The 13,950-nt window shown below is 56.3% G+C and carries 16 protein-coding genes and 1 pseudogene; 8 read left to right on the top strand and 9 right to left on the bottom strand.

What is annotated here, in order from left to right:
- Positions 1 to 105: 105 nt before the first annotated feature.
- Complete coding sequence (locus ACR0JX_RS03865) at positions 106 to 228, top strand: hypothetical protein (RefSeq protein ID WP_353007504.1); 123 nt, start codon at positions 106 to 108, stop codon at positions 226 to 228.
- A 186-nt stretch (positions 229 to 414) separates the two neighbouring features.
- On the opposite strand, the gene ACR0JX_RS03860 is transcribed toward ACR0JX_RS03865, so the two are convergent.
- The gene (locus ACR0JX_RS03860) at positions 415 to 1,053 is read right to left on the bottom strand and encodes a MarC family protein (protein WP_480541541.1); all 639 of its coding nucleotides are present in this window, start codon (positions 1,051 to 1,053) and stop codon (positions 415 to 417) included.
- Positions 1,054 to 1,113: 60 nt separating this feature from the next.
- Positions 1,114 to 1,566 (bottom strand): iron-sulfur cluster assembly scaffold protein, encoded by a 453-nt coding sequence (locus ACR0JX_RS03855; RefSeq protein ID WP_480541539.1) that lies wholly within the window; start codon positions 1,564 to 1,566, stop codon positions 1,114 to 1,116.
- 48 nt (positions 1,567 to 1,614) lie between these two features.
- On the opposite strand from ACR0JX_RS03855, the gene hisI reads away from it, so the two are divergent.
- Positions 1,615 to 2,004 carry a phosphoribosyl-AMP cyclohydrolase gene (gene hisI / locus ACR0JX_RS03850; protein ID WP_480541537.1) on the top strand — a complete coding sequence of 130 codons (390 nt, stop codon included), beginning with the start codon at positions 1,615 to 1,617 and terminating at the stop codon, positions 2,002 to 2,004.
- A gap of 54 nt (positions 2,005 to 2,058) precedes the next feature.
- On the opposite strand, the gene gluQRS is transcribed toward hisI, so the two are convergent.
- The 4 genes and pseudogenes from gluQRS to ACR0JX_RS03830 form a co-directional block, all read right to left on the bottom strand.
- A complete protein-coding gene (gene gluQRS / locus ACR0JX_RS03845; protein WP_480541535.1) occupies positions 2,059 to 2,940 on the bottom strand; it encodes a tRNA glutamyl-Q(34) synthetase GluQRS in 882 nt (293 codons plus the stop codon).
- Complete coding sequence (locus ACR0JX_RS03840; protein ID WP_480541533.1) at positions 2,937 to 3,551, bottom strand: class I SAM-dependent DNA methyltransferase; 615 nt, start codon at positions 3,549 to 3,551, stop codon at positions 2,937 to 2,939. The genes gluQRS and ACR0JX_RS03840 overlap by 4 nt, the downstream gene beginning before the upstream one ends.
- Positions 3,552 to 3,588: 37 nt before the next feature.
- A complete protein-coding gene (trmFO, locus tag ACR0JX_RS03835) occupies positions 3,589 to 4,929 on the bottom strand; it encodes a methylenetetrahydrofolate--tRNA-(uracil(54)-C(5))-methyltransferase (FADH(2)-oxidizing) TrmFO (RefSeq protein WP_480541531.1) in 1,341 nt (446 codons plus the stop codon).
- A 257-nt stretch (positions 4,930 to 5,186) separates the two neighbouring features.
- Positions 5,187 to 5,981 (bottom strand): annotated as a pseudogene (locus ACR0JX_RS03830) (enoyl-CoA hydratase); the annotation flags it as partial.
- 49 nt (positions 5,982 to 6,030) lie between these two features.
- On the opposite strand from ACR0JX_RS03830, the gene ACR0JX_RS03825 reads away from it, so the two are divergent.
- Positions 6,031 to 6,474 (top strand): PaaI family thioesterase, encoded by a 444-nt coding sequence (locus ACR0JX_RS03825; RefSeq protein ID WP_480541529.1) that lies wholly within the window; start codon positions 6,031 to 6,033, stop codon positions 6,472 to 6,474.
- A 61-nt stretch (positions 6,475 to 6,535) separates the two neighbouring features.
- Here the strand turns inward: ACR0JX_RS03825 and ACR0JX_RS03820 are convergent, their stop codons facing one another.
- A complete protein-coding gene (locus tag ACR0JX_RS03820; protein WP_170536815.1) occupies positions 6,536 to 6,763 on the bottom strand; it encodes a YjiS-like domain-containing protein in 228 nt (75 codons plus the stop codon).
- Positions 6,764 to 6,862: 99 nt separating this feature from the next.
- Here ACR0JX_RS03820 and ACR0JX_RS03815 point away from each other — a divergent pair, with 99 nt between their 5' ends.
- From ACR0JX_RS03815 to ACR0JX_RS03795, 5 genes are all read left to right on the top strand, one after another.
- Positions 6,863 to 8,266 (top strand): aminotransferase-like domain-containing protein, encoded by a 1,404-nt coding sequence (locus tag ACR0JX_RS03815; RefSeq protein WP_480541527.1) that lies wholly within the window; start codon positions 6,863 to 6,865, stop codon positions 8,264 to 8,266.
- A 13-nt stretch (positions 8,267 to 8,279) separates the two neighbouring features.
- Positions 8,280 to 8,801 carry a GNAT family N-acetyltransferase gene (locus ACR0JX_RS03810; protein ID WP_480541525.1) on the top strand — a complete coding sequence of 174 codons (522 nt, stop codon included), beginning with the start codon at positions 8,280 to 8,282 and terminating at the stop codon, positions 8,799 to 8,801.
- Between the two features lie 152 nt (positions 8,802 to 8,953).
- Positions 8,954 to 9,412, top strand: a complete 459-nt coding sequence (gene rplM, locus ACR0JX_RS03805) for a 50S ribosomal protein L13 (RefSeq protein ID WP_039536983.1) — start codon at positions 8,954 to 8,956, stop codon at positions 9,410 to 9,412.
- Positions 9,413 to 9,418: 6 nt separating this feature from the next.
- Positions 9,419 to 9,904 carry a 30S ribosomal protein S9 gene (rpsI, locus tag ACR0JX_RS03800; RefSeq protein ID WP_010440030.1) on the top strand — a complete coding sequence of 162 codons (486 nt, stop codon included), beginning with the start codon at positions 9,419 to 9,421 and terminating at the stop codon, positions 9,902 to 9,904.
- A gap of 212 nt (positions 9,905 to 10,116) precedes the next feature.
- Positions 10,117 to 10,836, top strand: a complete 720-nt coding sequence (locus ACR0JX_RS03795; protein ID WP_480541523.1) for a class I SAM-dependent methyltransferase — start codon at positions 10,117 to 10,119, stop codon at positions 10,834 to 10,836.
- 38 nt (positions 10,837 to 10,874) lie between these two features.
- Here the strand turns inward: ACR0JX_RS03795 and ACR0JX_RS03790 are convergent, their stop codons facing one another.
- Together ACR0JX_RS03790 and ACR0JX_RS03785 are read right to left on the bottom strand one after the other, a co-directional pair.
- On the bottom strand, positions 10,875 to 12,035 hold the full coding sequence (locus ACR0JX_RS03790; protein WP_480541521.1) for an ABC transporter substrate-binding protein: 1,161 nt from the start codon (positions 12,033 to 12,035) through the stop codon (positions 10,875 to 10,877).
- Positions 12,036 to 12,061: 26 nt separating this feature from the next.
- Entirely contained in the window at positions 12,062 to 13,948 is a 1,887-nt protein-coding gene (locus tag ACR0JX_RS03785; protein WP_480541519.1) for an AMP-dependent synthetase/ligase, read from the bottom strand.
- Positions 13,949 to 13,950: the final 2 nt, after the last annotated feature.

Raw genomic sequence — 13,950 nt, 5'->3', positions numbered from 1 at the left:
ATCTCCTAAAGTTCACAAATGTTCTTAAAAAGTTCTTTACTGACTTGAGGAAATATGAGAACAAAAGGTCAACAAAGGATTAAATCTTCGACCGGAGGTGACCCAATGCTGACCCAGATCAAGACCGCGTTTAGCCGTTCGCACACGACCATCCTGCAGGATGTCGCGGGGGTTGCGTCCTTGGTTGTCATGCTGATGGTTGCCCTTCACCTTCCCGTTGGATTCTAAGCCTTTCTGCCTGCGATCTCGTGCCGATCAACCCGCGCCTGTCATCCCCATTACGATCAAGGGTGACCTGCCTGTCCCAAACCCCTTGAAGGGGCCTTGCCTCGGCCCCGCGCGGCGTTCCGGACCCCACGCGAGACACGCATAGACTGCCGCCGCCCTTTCCGCCCGGAAGGAGCGGCGGTTTTTTTATAGCTGACCAGTTTTCATGATTTCCAGCATGGCCGATAAAACCGAATTGACGGCGACTGAGGCCAGGATCATGCCCATCACGCGACTGATGATGGCAGCCCCGGAATGACCGATCAGACGAATGATCGGCTCGGCCAGCAACATGAGAATAAATGCGATCACGAGCACAGACAGCATGACCAAGGCTGTGATGCCCTGGTCTGCTGCGCTGTAGCGGTTGTTGTCGGTCAGAATGACGATTGCTAGCATCGCGCCAGGCGAGGCGAGTGACGGCACCGCCAACGGAAAGATCGCTGGGTTGTGCTTATGGGTTTTGTCGTCTTTGTCATCTTCGGCTGCGCGTTGTTCGATATCCTGCTTGCTTTCACCAAAGATCATGGTCAGCGCGAACAAGAACAGGATGATGCCGCCAGCGACCTGAAACGAGTTCAACCCAATATCTAGCGCTTCGATCAGCAATTGGCCGAAGATCAGGAAGAACAGCAGGACCCCGGCGCTGATCACTGCGGCCAGAATGGCGACCCGTCTGCGGGCCGATGCCGCAAGACCTGCGGTCACTGCGATGAAAACCGGGATCGTACCGATCGGGTCGATCACGACCCATAGGGTTACAAAATGCTCTAGTAAATTGTCCACATCGAACCCCTCTAACCAGTTGTTGGCGAGGTTAGACGGGAAAGTGTGGAAAAGCTACGCTCAGGCGCAGTTGGCCTGTTCGGCAAGTGCTATGGCTTCGGCCGTGGCGTCCAGACACAGCAAGATCGAGGCGTGACGGTTTTTGTACTCGCGCGCCGGCATCAGAACCTCAAGCCCGTCAAACGGTGCATCCGGAACCGGGCCGTCCTTTTTCAACATCGCTGCAAGCTGATCCCGCGCTGTTTCGATCTGCGCGCGCGTCGCGCCGATCACCGCGTCACCCACAATAGAAGCCGAAGCCTGACCCAATGCGCAGGCTTTGACATCCTGCCCAAACGCACTGACGCACCCATCCTGCATTTTTACATCCACGGATACCGTTGATCCGCACAGAGGTGAGCGCTTTTTCACCGATGCATCGGGGTTATCCAGCCGTTCGAGATGGGGGATGTCTGCGGCCAGCGCAAGAATTCTTGCCGAGTACAGCTTTATCAGATCGTTTTCGCCACTCATGGCTTTCCCTCGTTGCGTGTTCCCCATACATAGTGGCCAGCCCTTGGGATGCAAAAGGTTTTTCTGATGTCTGATCCAATTGTGTTTGACCCCGCAACCTTGAAATTCAACGAGGCAGGGCTGGTTCCAGCCATCGCGCAAGACCATGCATCGGGCGAGGTCCTGATGATGGCTTGGATGAACGCGCAGGCGATTGAGCGCACCTTGGAAACAGGTCGGGTAACTTATTGGTCAAGGTCGCGGCAATCCTTCTGGATCAAAGGTGAGTCCTCGGGGCATACGCAGGCGTTGATCGATTTCCGCGTTGATTGTGACCGGGATTGCCTGCTGGTTCTGGTCGATCAGAAAGGTCCTGCCTGTCACACGAACCGGCGCAGCTGTTTCTATACCGCCATCCGGGACGGGGATGAGACCGAGTTGATGAAACCTATGGAGTGAACGGCCAGGGCGGTCTGCCTTGGGTGAGCGTATTCCTGGTTCTAATCAGCGTGGTCAAAGACCAACCATCGCACGGATGTCTTCGGGGCTTGCACCGTCGGATCGGTATTTCGATATCGCACGGGCATCGTCTCGTTTCGCCAAGCGCTTGCCTGCGTCGTCACGGATCAAATCGTGGTGGAAGTATTCGGGGACTGGCAGCTCCAGAAGGGCCTGTAGCAGGACATGGATGCGCGTGGCGTCAAACAGATCCTGACCGCGCACAACCCGCGTGATGCCCTGTGCTGCATCATCCAGAACGACGGACAGATGGTACGACGTCCCCATGCCTCGGCGGGCGAGGACAACGTCACCGATCGTTGTGATCAACTCTTCCGGCGTAAACTTGACCGTTCCGGTTTCGCCCTTGGGGCCTGTGCCATGTTCGGTGAACTGTCCGGCTAAGGCGTCACTGTGAAAAACGTGTTGCGCCGCTTTGGGCATATCCAGGCGCAGCGCTTCGTTTTGTGGGCGGGGTGTATCTTCTGATTTTGGTACGCGGTGCCGACATGTGCCCGGATAGATCACGCCATCAGGGCCCAATAGCGGTGCGCCTTCCTGCGGGGCGCTGACCGCTGCAGCAATATCTTTTCGGTTGCAGCTGCACGGGAACAGAAAGCCACGCCGCCAGAGTTCATCCAGCGCTGCATCGTAGATTGCCTGACGCTCGGATTGACGCATGACGGGTTTGGGCCAGCGTAGGCCAAGCCATGTGAGGTCGTCATAGATCTGTTCTTCCCAGTGTGGGCGCGATCTGGATTGATCGATATCTTCGATACGCAATAGGAATTCACTGTCTTCAGACGTCGCCATATCATGGGCCAGCAACGCCGAATAGGCGTGCCCCAGATGCAAAGGACCCGTCGGAGATGGCGCAAAGCGCGTGGTGAATGTCACGTTTTTTCTAGTACATACACGTCGGAGTTCATGTCCAGACCCGGCAAATGAGGACCGTGTTCACGGAACAACAGTCGTGCAGCGCCCATATCCAACCAGTCGTTCAGCCGCGCTGTATACGTGTGATCCGCAAGTGTGTGATCGTTGAAGGAAAACGACAGCATTCCACCTTTGGGCAGCGCGTGCATCAGCATATCCAGCGTTTCAGGCGGGGCTGCACCCGCTCCGATGACACCGATTGCCGTGATCGCGGTATAGGCGTCACTGGTAAGCGGCGCAGGATCGGTGATCTCAAAACTGGACAGTGTTCTGTAGACGCCTTTGGTTTTTGCAACTGCCAGCATATTGATGGTTGGATCCATGCCGTCGATGACTGCGAAACCGGCATTTCGCAACGCGACCCCTGACAGACCGGTGCCGCAACCATAGTCCAGAACCGGCATCTGAGATTCGGGCTTTTGCGACCAGAGCGCCTGAGCCACGCGATCCGGTGTAGCATAACCTTGCTCGGCCACTTCGGCCTCATAAGTTGCGGCCCATTTTTGGTAGTGGGCCTCAGTCTGTTCGGGGGTTTCCAGATCGTAGGTGCTTTTGAAGAATTCGTCGCTCATATGCCGATGGTAGGCTGAACCTCTACGCTTCGTCCAGTCAGCAAGCGGCTAACCAGTTGTTCCATTCCGTTTTGGCGCGATCTGTGTAGGCTTTGTAACGGTCCTTGCGTCCCCGACGACCGCCTTTCAGGCCGTCGACCGGACGGAACAGGCCGAAATTCACATTCATCGGCTGAAAGGTCTTTGCCTCAGCCCCGCCCGTGATGTGGTGGATCAAAGCACCCATCGCACTGTCTTGCGGCACCTCGGGCAGCGAGTGCCCCAGAATTTCTGCTGCGGCCAGTCGCCCGGCCAGCAGACCCATCGCAGCGCTTTCAACATAGCCTTCGACTCCGGTGATCTGACCGGCAAAGCGGATGTTCGGTTTCGATTTCAAACGCATCTGCCCGTCCAAAAGGGTAGGCGAGTTGATGAACGTGTTCCGATGGATACCACCCAGACGCGCAAAGCTGGAGTTTTCCAGGCCAGGGATCATGCGGAACACCTCGGTCTGGGCGCCGTATTTCATCTTGGTCTGGAAGCCCACAATATTGAACAGCGTGCCCAGGGCATTATCGCGGCGCAATTGCACAACGGCATGCGGTTTTACATCCGGCTGATGTGGGTTGGTCAGGCCAACGGGCTTCATCGGGCCGTGGCGAAGGGTTTCGCGTCCGCGTTCCGACATCACCTCGATGGGTAGGCAGCCGTCGAAATAGCCCGCGGTTTCGCCTTCGTGGAACTCGGTTTTGTCGGCGGCCAGCAGGGCATCGATAAAGGCTTCGTACTGATCGCGGTCCATGGGGCAGTTCAGATAAGCCGTCCGCTCTTCCTCGGTCTCGCCTTTGTCATAGCGAGACTGCATCCAGGCCTGGCTCATGTCGATACTGTCGGCATAGACAATCGGCGCGATCGCATCGAAGAAGGCCAGCGCCTCAGCCCCGGTTTCAGCCTGGATCGCTTTACCCAGAGCCGGCGAGGTCAAAGGACCCGTGGCAAAGATCCAATGCCCATCATCAGGCAGCGTCGTGACCTCTTCATCGGTGACGCTCACGCGGGGATGGGCGCGTAGCTTGGCGGTGACGTCTTCGGCAAACGGATCGCGATCAACCGCCAGCGCACCACCAGCGGGCAGGCGGTGCGCATCAGCCGTGGTCATGATCAGCCCGTTCGCGGCGCGCATCTCCCAATGCAGCAAACCAACGGCGTTTTGTTCATCATCGTCAGAGCGAAAAGAGTTTGAGCACACCATTTCGGCAAGGTTGCCTGTCTGGTGCGCAAAGGTGCCGATAGTGGGGCGCATTTCATGGATAACTACATCCACGCCCATCTCTGCGGCTTGCCATGCGGCCTCGGACCCGGCCATGCCGCCGCCCACGATATGCAAAACTTGTGTCATGCGCTGCCACATAGGGCAGGGGGCAAGTGGACGCAACTCACCCGTAGGAATGTAGCGCTGATTTTACGGGAGGTCTTGGGGTCGCCGCTGCGGGAATGTCAACGCCGGTGAGAGAAACCAGCTTGGAGGGACCTTCCGCCCACGGCGACCCAAAAGTATGTCCGAGGCCTTAGCCTCGTCTCAGCTTTGCCACAGTGCTGCCCTTTTGAAAAGTGCAAAAATGAAAACAGTGGCAAAAAATATACCCCACAATTGCGTTATTGGGTCCAATTCGGGGGGCGTTTCTCGATAAAGGCGGAAATGCCTTCTTCTGTATCCCGATGCAGCATATTCTGCGCCATTACCTCTCCGGTATAGGAATAGGCCTGATCCAGTGGCATCTGAAGCTGTTGATAAAACGCTTCTTTCCCGATTTTCACCGCACTTCCCAACTTGCTGGCCAGCTGCTCTGCAAGCGAGATTGTCTCGTGTTCCAGCAGCATTTCAGGCACCACGCGATTGACCAAGCCGAGTTCCGCTGCGCGTTCGGCGGTGATGAAATCACCAGTTGTCAGCATCTCAAAGGCCAGTTTTCTGGGGATGTTGCGGCTAAGTGCGACCATGGGCGTCGAACAGAACAGCCCAATATTCACACCATTCACACCAAAACGTGTGCCTTCAGCCGCAACGGCCAGATCGCAGGTCGCCACTAACTGACATCCCGCCGCTGTCGCAATGCCGTGCACTTGCGCGACAACGGGCTGCGGGAGGGACTGGATTGACATCATCATCTTGGCACAGCGATTGAACAGATCCTGAAAGTAAGCTTTGCCGCCATCCTCGGATTGCCGGCCTGCTGTCATCTGTTTCAGATCATGCCCGGCGCAGAAGGCTTTGCCCGCACCCGACAGGGTAATGGCGCGGATCGATCTGTCCTCGCGCAGTTTGTCGAACTCAGCTTGCAGGGCCGCCAGCATCTCATCGCTCAGGGCGTTCAACCGATCCGGCGCATTCAATCGAAGCTGCGCGACCGCGCCAGTGTCGTTACGTTCCAAAATTGCCATCTTGCCCTCCTGCTGGCTGTTGGGCCAACTCTAGGGCGCAAGATACAGGAGGGGAAGCATGGGATTGGCGCTGAACAAAGACGAACTGTCACAATACCTGGCCGAGGTATTCCCACAGGTCCATAAGGACTTCGTGGTCGAGGCGCTGGATGAAGACAGCATCACCATGCGCCTTGTTGTGGCAGATCGTCACTTGCGCCCCGGTGGAACAGTGTCTGGGCCTTCGATGTTCGGGCTGGCAGATGTCTGTGTTTACGCGATGGTTCTGGCGCGCAAAGGTCGCCAGTCGCTTGCCGTAACCACCAACAGTTCGCTGGATTTTCTGCGAAAACCGGAAGGCGGCAAAGATCTGGTTGCAACTTGTCGGTTGCTGAAACTTGGGCGCAGCCTGGCTGTCGGGGATGTGCTGATCTACTCCGAAGGCTCAGATCAGCCGGTTGCTCGGGCCAGTATGACCTATTCGTTACCACCGGCGGGGTCGGCTGCGGCCAAGTTTGGATAAAAAAGGCCGGGGATAAACCCCGGCCCAGGAAGAGGTCCCAAAAAATGGGACTGGGGATCAATCAGAGCTGCCAGAAATGGCGGCTTACCTCACGTTTGGCCTGCATTGGGGTCAGACCAACATCCTCAAGAAGCCTGTCATCCAGATAGCTCAGGTTAATGCGACTGCGACGACGGCGTTCCCATTGAGTGACCGCCGCCGCAAACCGCACGGCCAGCGCAGCGATCAGCGGCAACCGGGGGCTGTCGTTCAGCAGCAAGAGGGCGGGGTTGTGCATTGTGCGTGTCATCCGAGTATTCCTTTCCAATTGTATTGACACAAAGCATTGATGTTCGATATGTGTACTTGATACATTCAAGATTGTGTCAAACGCAAAGGAAGAATTGTAATGGATACAATTTGGCCAAGCACGCTGCCAAAGTCCAAGGGGCCAAAGTATACTCTGGTTGCCGACACAATACGAAAAGCTATTGATAACAAAACTTTAGATATCGGCACCAAACTGCCGCCGGTGCGGGAACTGGCGTATCGATTGCAAATTACACCCGGCACTGTCGCACGCGCCTATACGATTCTCACCGATGAGGGGTTGCTACAAGCCGAGGTCGGACGTGGTACATTCGTAGCCCCGCCAAAATCTCCGATTCTGGATGATGTCTGGTCCCGGCAACTTCATCTGGCCGAGGCGCAGAACACCCACCATGTTAGCCTGTTCAGCCCCAGGCTGGTGGATATGGGGCAGGTGTCGTTGATCCGAGAGTGCTTGCAGAAAGTCTCTCAATCCGATCCCGCATTATTCATGAACTACCCCACACGCGATGCGTATCAGCCGATGCGACAGGCTGTGGTTGATTGGCTGTCGAATCTTCCGCTGGGCCCGCTGAACGATGATGACATTGTCCTGACCCATGGGGGGCAGAATGGGCTATGCCTGGTGTTTCAAACCATCCTGCAAGGGCCCAAGCCGGTCGTTTTGGTCGAGGACCTGTCTTACGCCGGTTTCCGTCGTGCCGGTGAGTTGATGCGCGCCGAGGTGGTCGGCATCAGAATGGACAAATGGGGTATCGATCCCGGCGCAATGGAACATGTTCTGCGCCAAACCCCGGCGCAGGCGGTGTGCGTGTCACCCGAAGTTCAAAATCCAACCGCAACGCACACGCCTTTGGAAAGGCGCAAAGAAATCGTTGAGATCGCGCGGAAATTTGATGTCCAGATCGTTGAGGATGATTGCTATCGAATGGGGGATGCCAAAGAACCCAGTTTCCGCGCCCTTGCGCCCGAGCGTGGGTGGCACGTGTCTTCGATCTCGAAGATTCTGACCCCAGCCCTGCGGGTTGGCTTTGCCATCGCTCCGCGTGAACGCAGCGTGGGTTTGCGCCGGTCTGCCGAATATGGGTATTTTGGCTTGGCTCAGCCCTTGGCCGAGTTAACCCGCCTGCTTCTGTCTGACCCTAGAACGCGTCAGATTGCACAAGACGTACGTAGTAGGATGACGGAATATGTTCACATCACGGTAAACGCTCTGGGTGGGTTTGATCTGAACTGGGCCCCCGATGTTCCGTTTGTCTGGTTGAACCTGCCGTCGGGTTGGCGCGCCGCTGCCTTTAGCCGCGCGTCTGAGCGAGAGGGGATACAGTTGCGGTCTGCGGATGAATTCGCTTTGCGGGATGGTCGTGCACCAAATGCGGTGCGCATTGCCATGAACGGGCATGTCTCGCTGCAACGATTTGAAGACGCCATGATGCGCCTGCGGTCTTTGCTGGACAATCCACCGGAACAGATCTCGGTCTAAGGTGAATAGGTTAATGCATATCCCCCAATTGCGCGGCGGTGGGTTTGTAATTGACCCAATGACAGAAGCCGATTTCGAGCCGCTCTATGCTGCCGCTAGCGACCCTGTGATCTGGGCCGGTCACCCGGCAACGACGAGGCATAAAAGAGATGTCTTTGGCCCGTATTTTGAGTTCCTGCTTTCGACAGAAGGTGCTGTGATAATCCGCGACGTAGGTGGTCGGGTTGTGGGATGTTCAAAGTATTACGAGCCCCCCGAGGTTCCTGGTGGGATCGCGATTGGGTATAGTTTTCTGACTGTGGATCATTGGGGCGGCGACAGTAATCGGGCGGTAAAGGCGCTGATGCTTGATTATGCCTTTCAGGATTGGGACCAAGTCTGGTTTCATATCGACCCTTCCAATATTCGATCGCAAAAAGCGACAGCAAAACTAGGGGCACGACACGTGGATAACCAATCACTTGACTTGGGGAATGGTCCTACGATGTGGATGCGCTGGGTTTTGCTGAAAGATGTATGGAGTAATATGGGGTAAAATAATACCTATTTTTTAAAGCATTGATATCTAACAAGTTAATCTATCTTTGCGCGCTTGACCTGCATGCTTTCACCCCATAAAACCCGTCCATCGAATTCGGGCCGCTCTGTATTAGGGCGGTCTTTCACATCAAACAGGACTATCCTGCCATGAAAACCTTTTCTGCAACACCTGCAGACATCGACAAGAAATGGATCCTGATCGACGCCGAGGGCGTTGTTCTGGGCCGTCTCGCCTCGATCGTCGCCATGCGCCTGCGTGGCAAGCACAAAGCGTCGTTCACCCCGAACATGGACATGGGCGACAATGTCATCGTGATCAACGCTGACAAAATCCAGATGACCGGCAAGAAGCGCGAAGAAAACTTCTACTGGCACACTGGCCACCCGGGCGGCATCAAGTCGCGCACCAAGCAGCAGATCCTTGAGGGTGCACACCCCGAGCGCGTCGTGACCCAAGCGGTCAAGCGCATGCTGCCGGGCAACCGTCTGGCGCGCCAGCAGATGACCAACCTGCGCGTTTATGCCGGTGCCGAGCATCCCCACGAGGCGCAAGCGCCCGAAGTTCTGGACGTGAAGTCCATGAACAAGAAAAACACCCGGAGCTAATGACCGATGGCTGATCAGATCAATACTCTCGAAGAGCTGAGCGCCGTCGCAGGCGTTGAAACCGTGGCCGAAGAAGTCATCGTGCGCGAACCCGTGCGTGACGAGCTGGGCCGCTCCTACGCCACCGGCAAGCGTAAAGACGCTGTTGCCCGCGTTTGGATCAAGCCGGGCTCCGGCAAAGTCACCGTAAACGGCAAGGACCAGGACAAGTACTTCGCACGTCCCGTTCTGCAGCTGATCCTGCGCCAGCCGTTCCAGGTTGCCGGTGTAGAAGGTGAGTTTGACGTTGTCGCAACCGTCAAAGGCGGTGGCCTGACCGGTCAGGCCGGTGCGGTCAAGCACGGCATCTCGAAAGCGCTGCAGCTTTATGATCCGAACCTGCGTGGCGCCCTGAAAGCCGCTGGCTTCTTGACCCGCGACAGCCGCGTTGTGGAACGTAAGAAATACGGTAAGCGCAAAGCCCGCCGTTCGTTCCAGTTCTCGAAGCGTTAATCACCAACTGCTTCCAGATTTCAAATCGGGCGTCTGCAATCGCAGGCGCCCTTTTTTTTGTGCTGATAGGCAACAATGCGCTGCCTGTCTCAAATTTTGAAACCAGCGCTGCCAATTCGTGTAAACCTGATCTCGAAGAGTACAGACTGTTAGAAGACCGTAGTTTCCTTTCAAAGCGGTGGCCTAAGGTTGTCGCGTAGTTCGAGGCACCCATGGACACGGCAGAGCTTGACGAAATTATTGAACAGGCGATCGGGATCAGTCAGGACCGGCATCAATTGTGGGTCAATCTCATCTCGCGGCTGAAGTGTAGATCTGTTTGTGAGGTTGGGGTCTGGAAAGGCCAGTTTGCCGAAACCCTGCTGACACAGGTCGCGCAAATTGAACACTATACCCTGATCGATCCATGGCGGAATCTGCCGGACTGGAACAAACCCGCCAACAAAACCGATATCGAGTTCGAAGAAATCCGAAACGAAGCGCTCAGACGGGTCAGCCCGTTTCTGGACAAGGTGACTGAAATTCGCGACACAACACGCAACGCACAGTCGCAGATACCAGACCGCTCGCTGGACTTGGCGTATATCGACGGCGATCACACCTTGCGTGGGATCACCATTGATCTTCATGCGATGCTACCGAAGATCCGCAAGGATGGGTTCATTGGCGGCGATGATTTCACCAAGACGATCTGGCAGCATAGCCAAGAATACAGCCCCAGCGAGGTTTTTCCCTATGCCATTTATTTCTGCGAGGCGCAGGGGCTTCCGATCTATACGCTTCCGTTCAACCAGTTTCTGATCGTCAATGCCCAGACGGGATTTCGCGTCATCGATCACGGTGGGTATGCAACTCTGACGCCAGCTCAGATCTATGCCCGGCCCAGAGCGCAGAAATTGCGGAAAAGACTAAAGAAATTGCTTAGGGCCTGAGAGTGCGAAAGGGGCCGCAGCCCCTTTCATTGGATGGCCTACTCCTCGTAGACGAGGTTCCAGGCTCCGTTTTCCACCACATTCACAAAGACCGTATCGGCGCCCTGATGATCATCCGCGCTGTACGAGATGTGGTTGCCGACCAGCTCATCCGTGTAGTCCAGCGATTCCATCGCGGCGATAAAGCTATCGTGGGTCAGGTCTGGGCCGGCGGCCTCTAGCGCTTTGACCATCATCTCAGCGGCGGAATAGCCCAGCATTGCAAAGCCAACCGGATCTTCGCCCGTTGCGGCCTTGTATTCCTCGATAAACGCGGCAGGGACGGGTTCATCCGCGCGCGCCCATAGGTCCTGCCAGGATGCTGCGGCGTAGAACCCATCGGTCACACCACCCGGAACCTGTGCCACAACGGTCAGGAAGCTGGCCGATGTACCCAGGAATTTCATATCCGTCAGGCCCATCTTCTTGGCAGTCCCAACAACGGTGATAGCCTGACGCACCCCAAGCGCTATGGTGACGATGTCACAGCCATCTTCCTTAAGTTTGCTCAACGAGCCGACAAAATCCGTTTCATCCGGTTTGTGCGTGGTTTCCGAAGCAAATGAGATACCTGCCTCTTCCGCGCCCGATTTGCTACCTTCCAGTATTTCTTCACCAAAATCGGTTGGCAGATACATAGTGCAAACAGCCTGCGACCCGAACTCGCCGGCGAGGTATTTCACGCCAACCCGCGCCTGGTCGTAATAGGTTGAGAACGACGTGAACTTGTTCCTGACCGGCTCTTGCAGCATTTGCCGTGCAGCGGTCAGGGGGGCAACGTTGGGAATGCCTTTCGGGTCCAGCAGTTTAAACCCGGCTAGGTTCATGGGCGTGCCCAGCGATTGCAGCATGGCGAATACCTTGTCGCGGTTCAGCAGCTTGTTATAGCCCTGCATCGCGCGCGGCATCTGATAGCCGTTGTCTTCGACCACATAGCGGATCGTGCGACCATGCACGCCGCCTGTCGCATTGACCCGGTCAAAGACCACATTCGCGCCCTTGGTCGCCGGAACGCCCACGGCGGCGAAAATACCGCTGAGGTCATTGACCGCACCGATCACGATCTCATCATCGGTCACACCCTGCGTTTGTGCCCAACCCATCGTGGCTGACGCTGTCAAAGCCGCAGCGACCGTTAGCCGGTTTATCAGCTTGCTCATAGTTCTCCTCCCGTTTCGTGCTTTGGTTAAGTGTACATGTCTTCAATCAGATGTGCGTGTTTCTTTTCCACGGCGCCGCGTTTCAGTTTCATCGTCGCGGTCAGTTCTTCATCTTCGGCGGTCAACAACACGTCGATCAGCCTGAAATCCTTGACCTGTTCGACGCGGGCGAAATCCGCGTTTACCGAAGCGACCTCGGCCCCGATCAGCTCTTTGATCTCAGGTGCTGCGCAAAGCGAGGCAAAATTCGAGAAAGGGATCTTTCGGTCCTGCGCGAATTTCTCGACATTCTCCTGATCGATCATGATGAGCGCTGTCAGAAACTTGCGCTGATCGCCAACAATCACGGCGTCCGAGACATAGTGGCTGAACTTCAGCCGGCTTTCGATCTCGGCAGGGGTGATGTTCTTGCCGCCTGCCGTGATGATGATGTCCTTCATTCGACCGGTGATCGAGACATAGCCATCCGCGTCAATCGTTCCGACATCGCCTGTGCGCAGCCATCCATCATCGGTGAAGCTTTCAGCCGTCTTGGCGTTGTTGCGCCAATAACCTTGAAAGATGTTCAGACCTTTGATCTGCAACTCACCTTCGTCCGAGACCCGGATATCGCAACCCTCTGCCGCGCGACCGATGGTTCCGATACGGTTCTCATCGGTGGTGTTCAGTGATGCCAGACCCGCGGTTTCGGTCATGCCGAACCCTTCGACCAGCGGTACACCAATCGCCCAGTACCATTTCAACAGGTCAGGCGAGATTGGGGCCGCACCAGACCCGCCTCGGCGCATCTTGTCCATGCCCAGCATTCGCCGCAGGTTGCGCAGGACCAGATGATCCCAAACCCAGAATTGGGCGGCAATACCCGCCGGGACAGGCTGTCCTCTGCTCAGGTACTCAGCCCGCGCCAAACCGGCCTTAACCGCCAGACCAAATGCAACCCGCCCAAAGCGCGTTGCGTCCTGTGACATGATCTGGACCTGAGCATAGATCTTCTCCCACACGCGCGGCACGGCGGTGAAGGTGGTGGGCGAGACCTCTTGCAGGTTCGCAAACACCGTTTCCGGGCTTTCCGCGAAGTTCACCGTGCATTTGGAGGCCAAAGGGAAATAGACCGAAACATCGCGCTCCAGAATATGACACAGCGGCAGGAAACACAGCTGTTCATCGCTGGCCTTGGCAGGCAGGGCCCGCGCGCCACTTTCCATGGCGGCCAGAATGTTCTCATGGCTCAGCATCGCACCCTTGGGCTGGCCCGTTGTGCCCGATGTGTAGACCAGCAAGGCGGTGTCCGATGGTCGGGCTTGAGCGATTTCAGCTTCGAACCGGCCCGGGTCCTCTGCCTCGACCTGCTGACCAAGGGCATAGAGCTGATCGATCATCATGCAGCGCGGATGGTCGAGGTCATGCAAACCTTCATCTTCAAGGATGATCACCATTTGAAGGTCAGGAACCACGTCTTCGACCTCAAGAAACTTGTCCAGTTGCTCTTCGTTTTCAACAATCAGAAAGCGGCTGGTGCTGTCGTTGATCAGATATTGTACTTGGCTGGCCGCATCGGTCGTATAGATGCCGGATGAAATCCCGCCGACACATTGAATGCCCATATCGAACCAGGCCCATTCCTTGCGGTCCTCGGACAGGATCGAGACGACCTGACCGCGCTCAAGCCCTAACTTACGCAAGCCAAGCCCGATCCATTTGGCGTGCTGCCAATAATCGGTCCATGAGTAGGATCTCCAGATCCCCAGATCTTTTTCCCGATGCGCCGTGCGATCTCCCAGATCAGCGCAGCGGTTCTGAAACAGTTCCGAAATCGTGATAGCCCCGTCTACACGAACGGGCCGTTGACCTGCAGTCGCGTTGAACCGGACACCGTTGATGTCGATCTGAGGGGGCAGAGGCGTGCTGTCCATCC

The sequence above is a fragment of the Ruegeria sp. AH7 genome, assembly GCF_056541325.1.
This window is presented reverse-complemented; position numbering and strand designations above follow the sequence as displayed.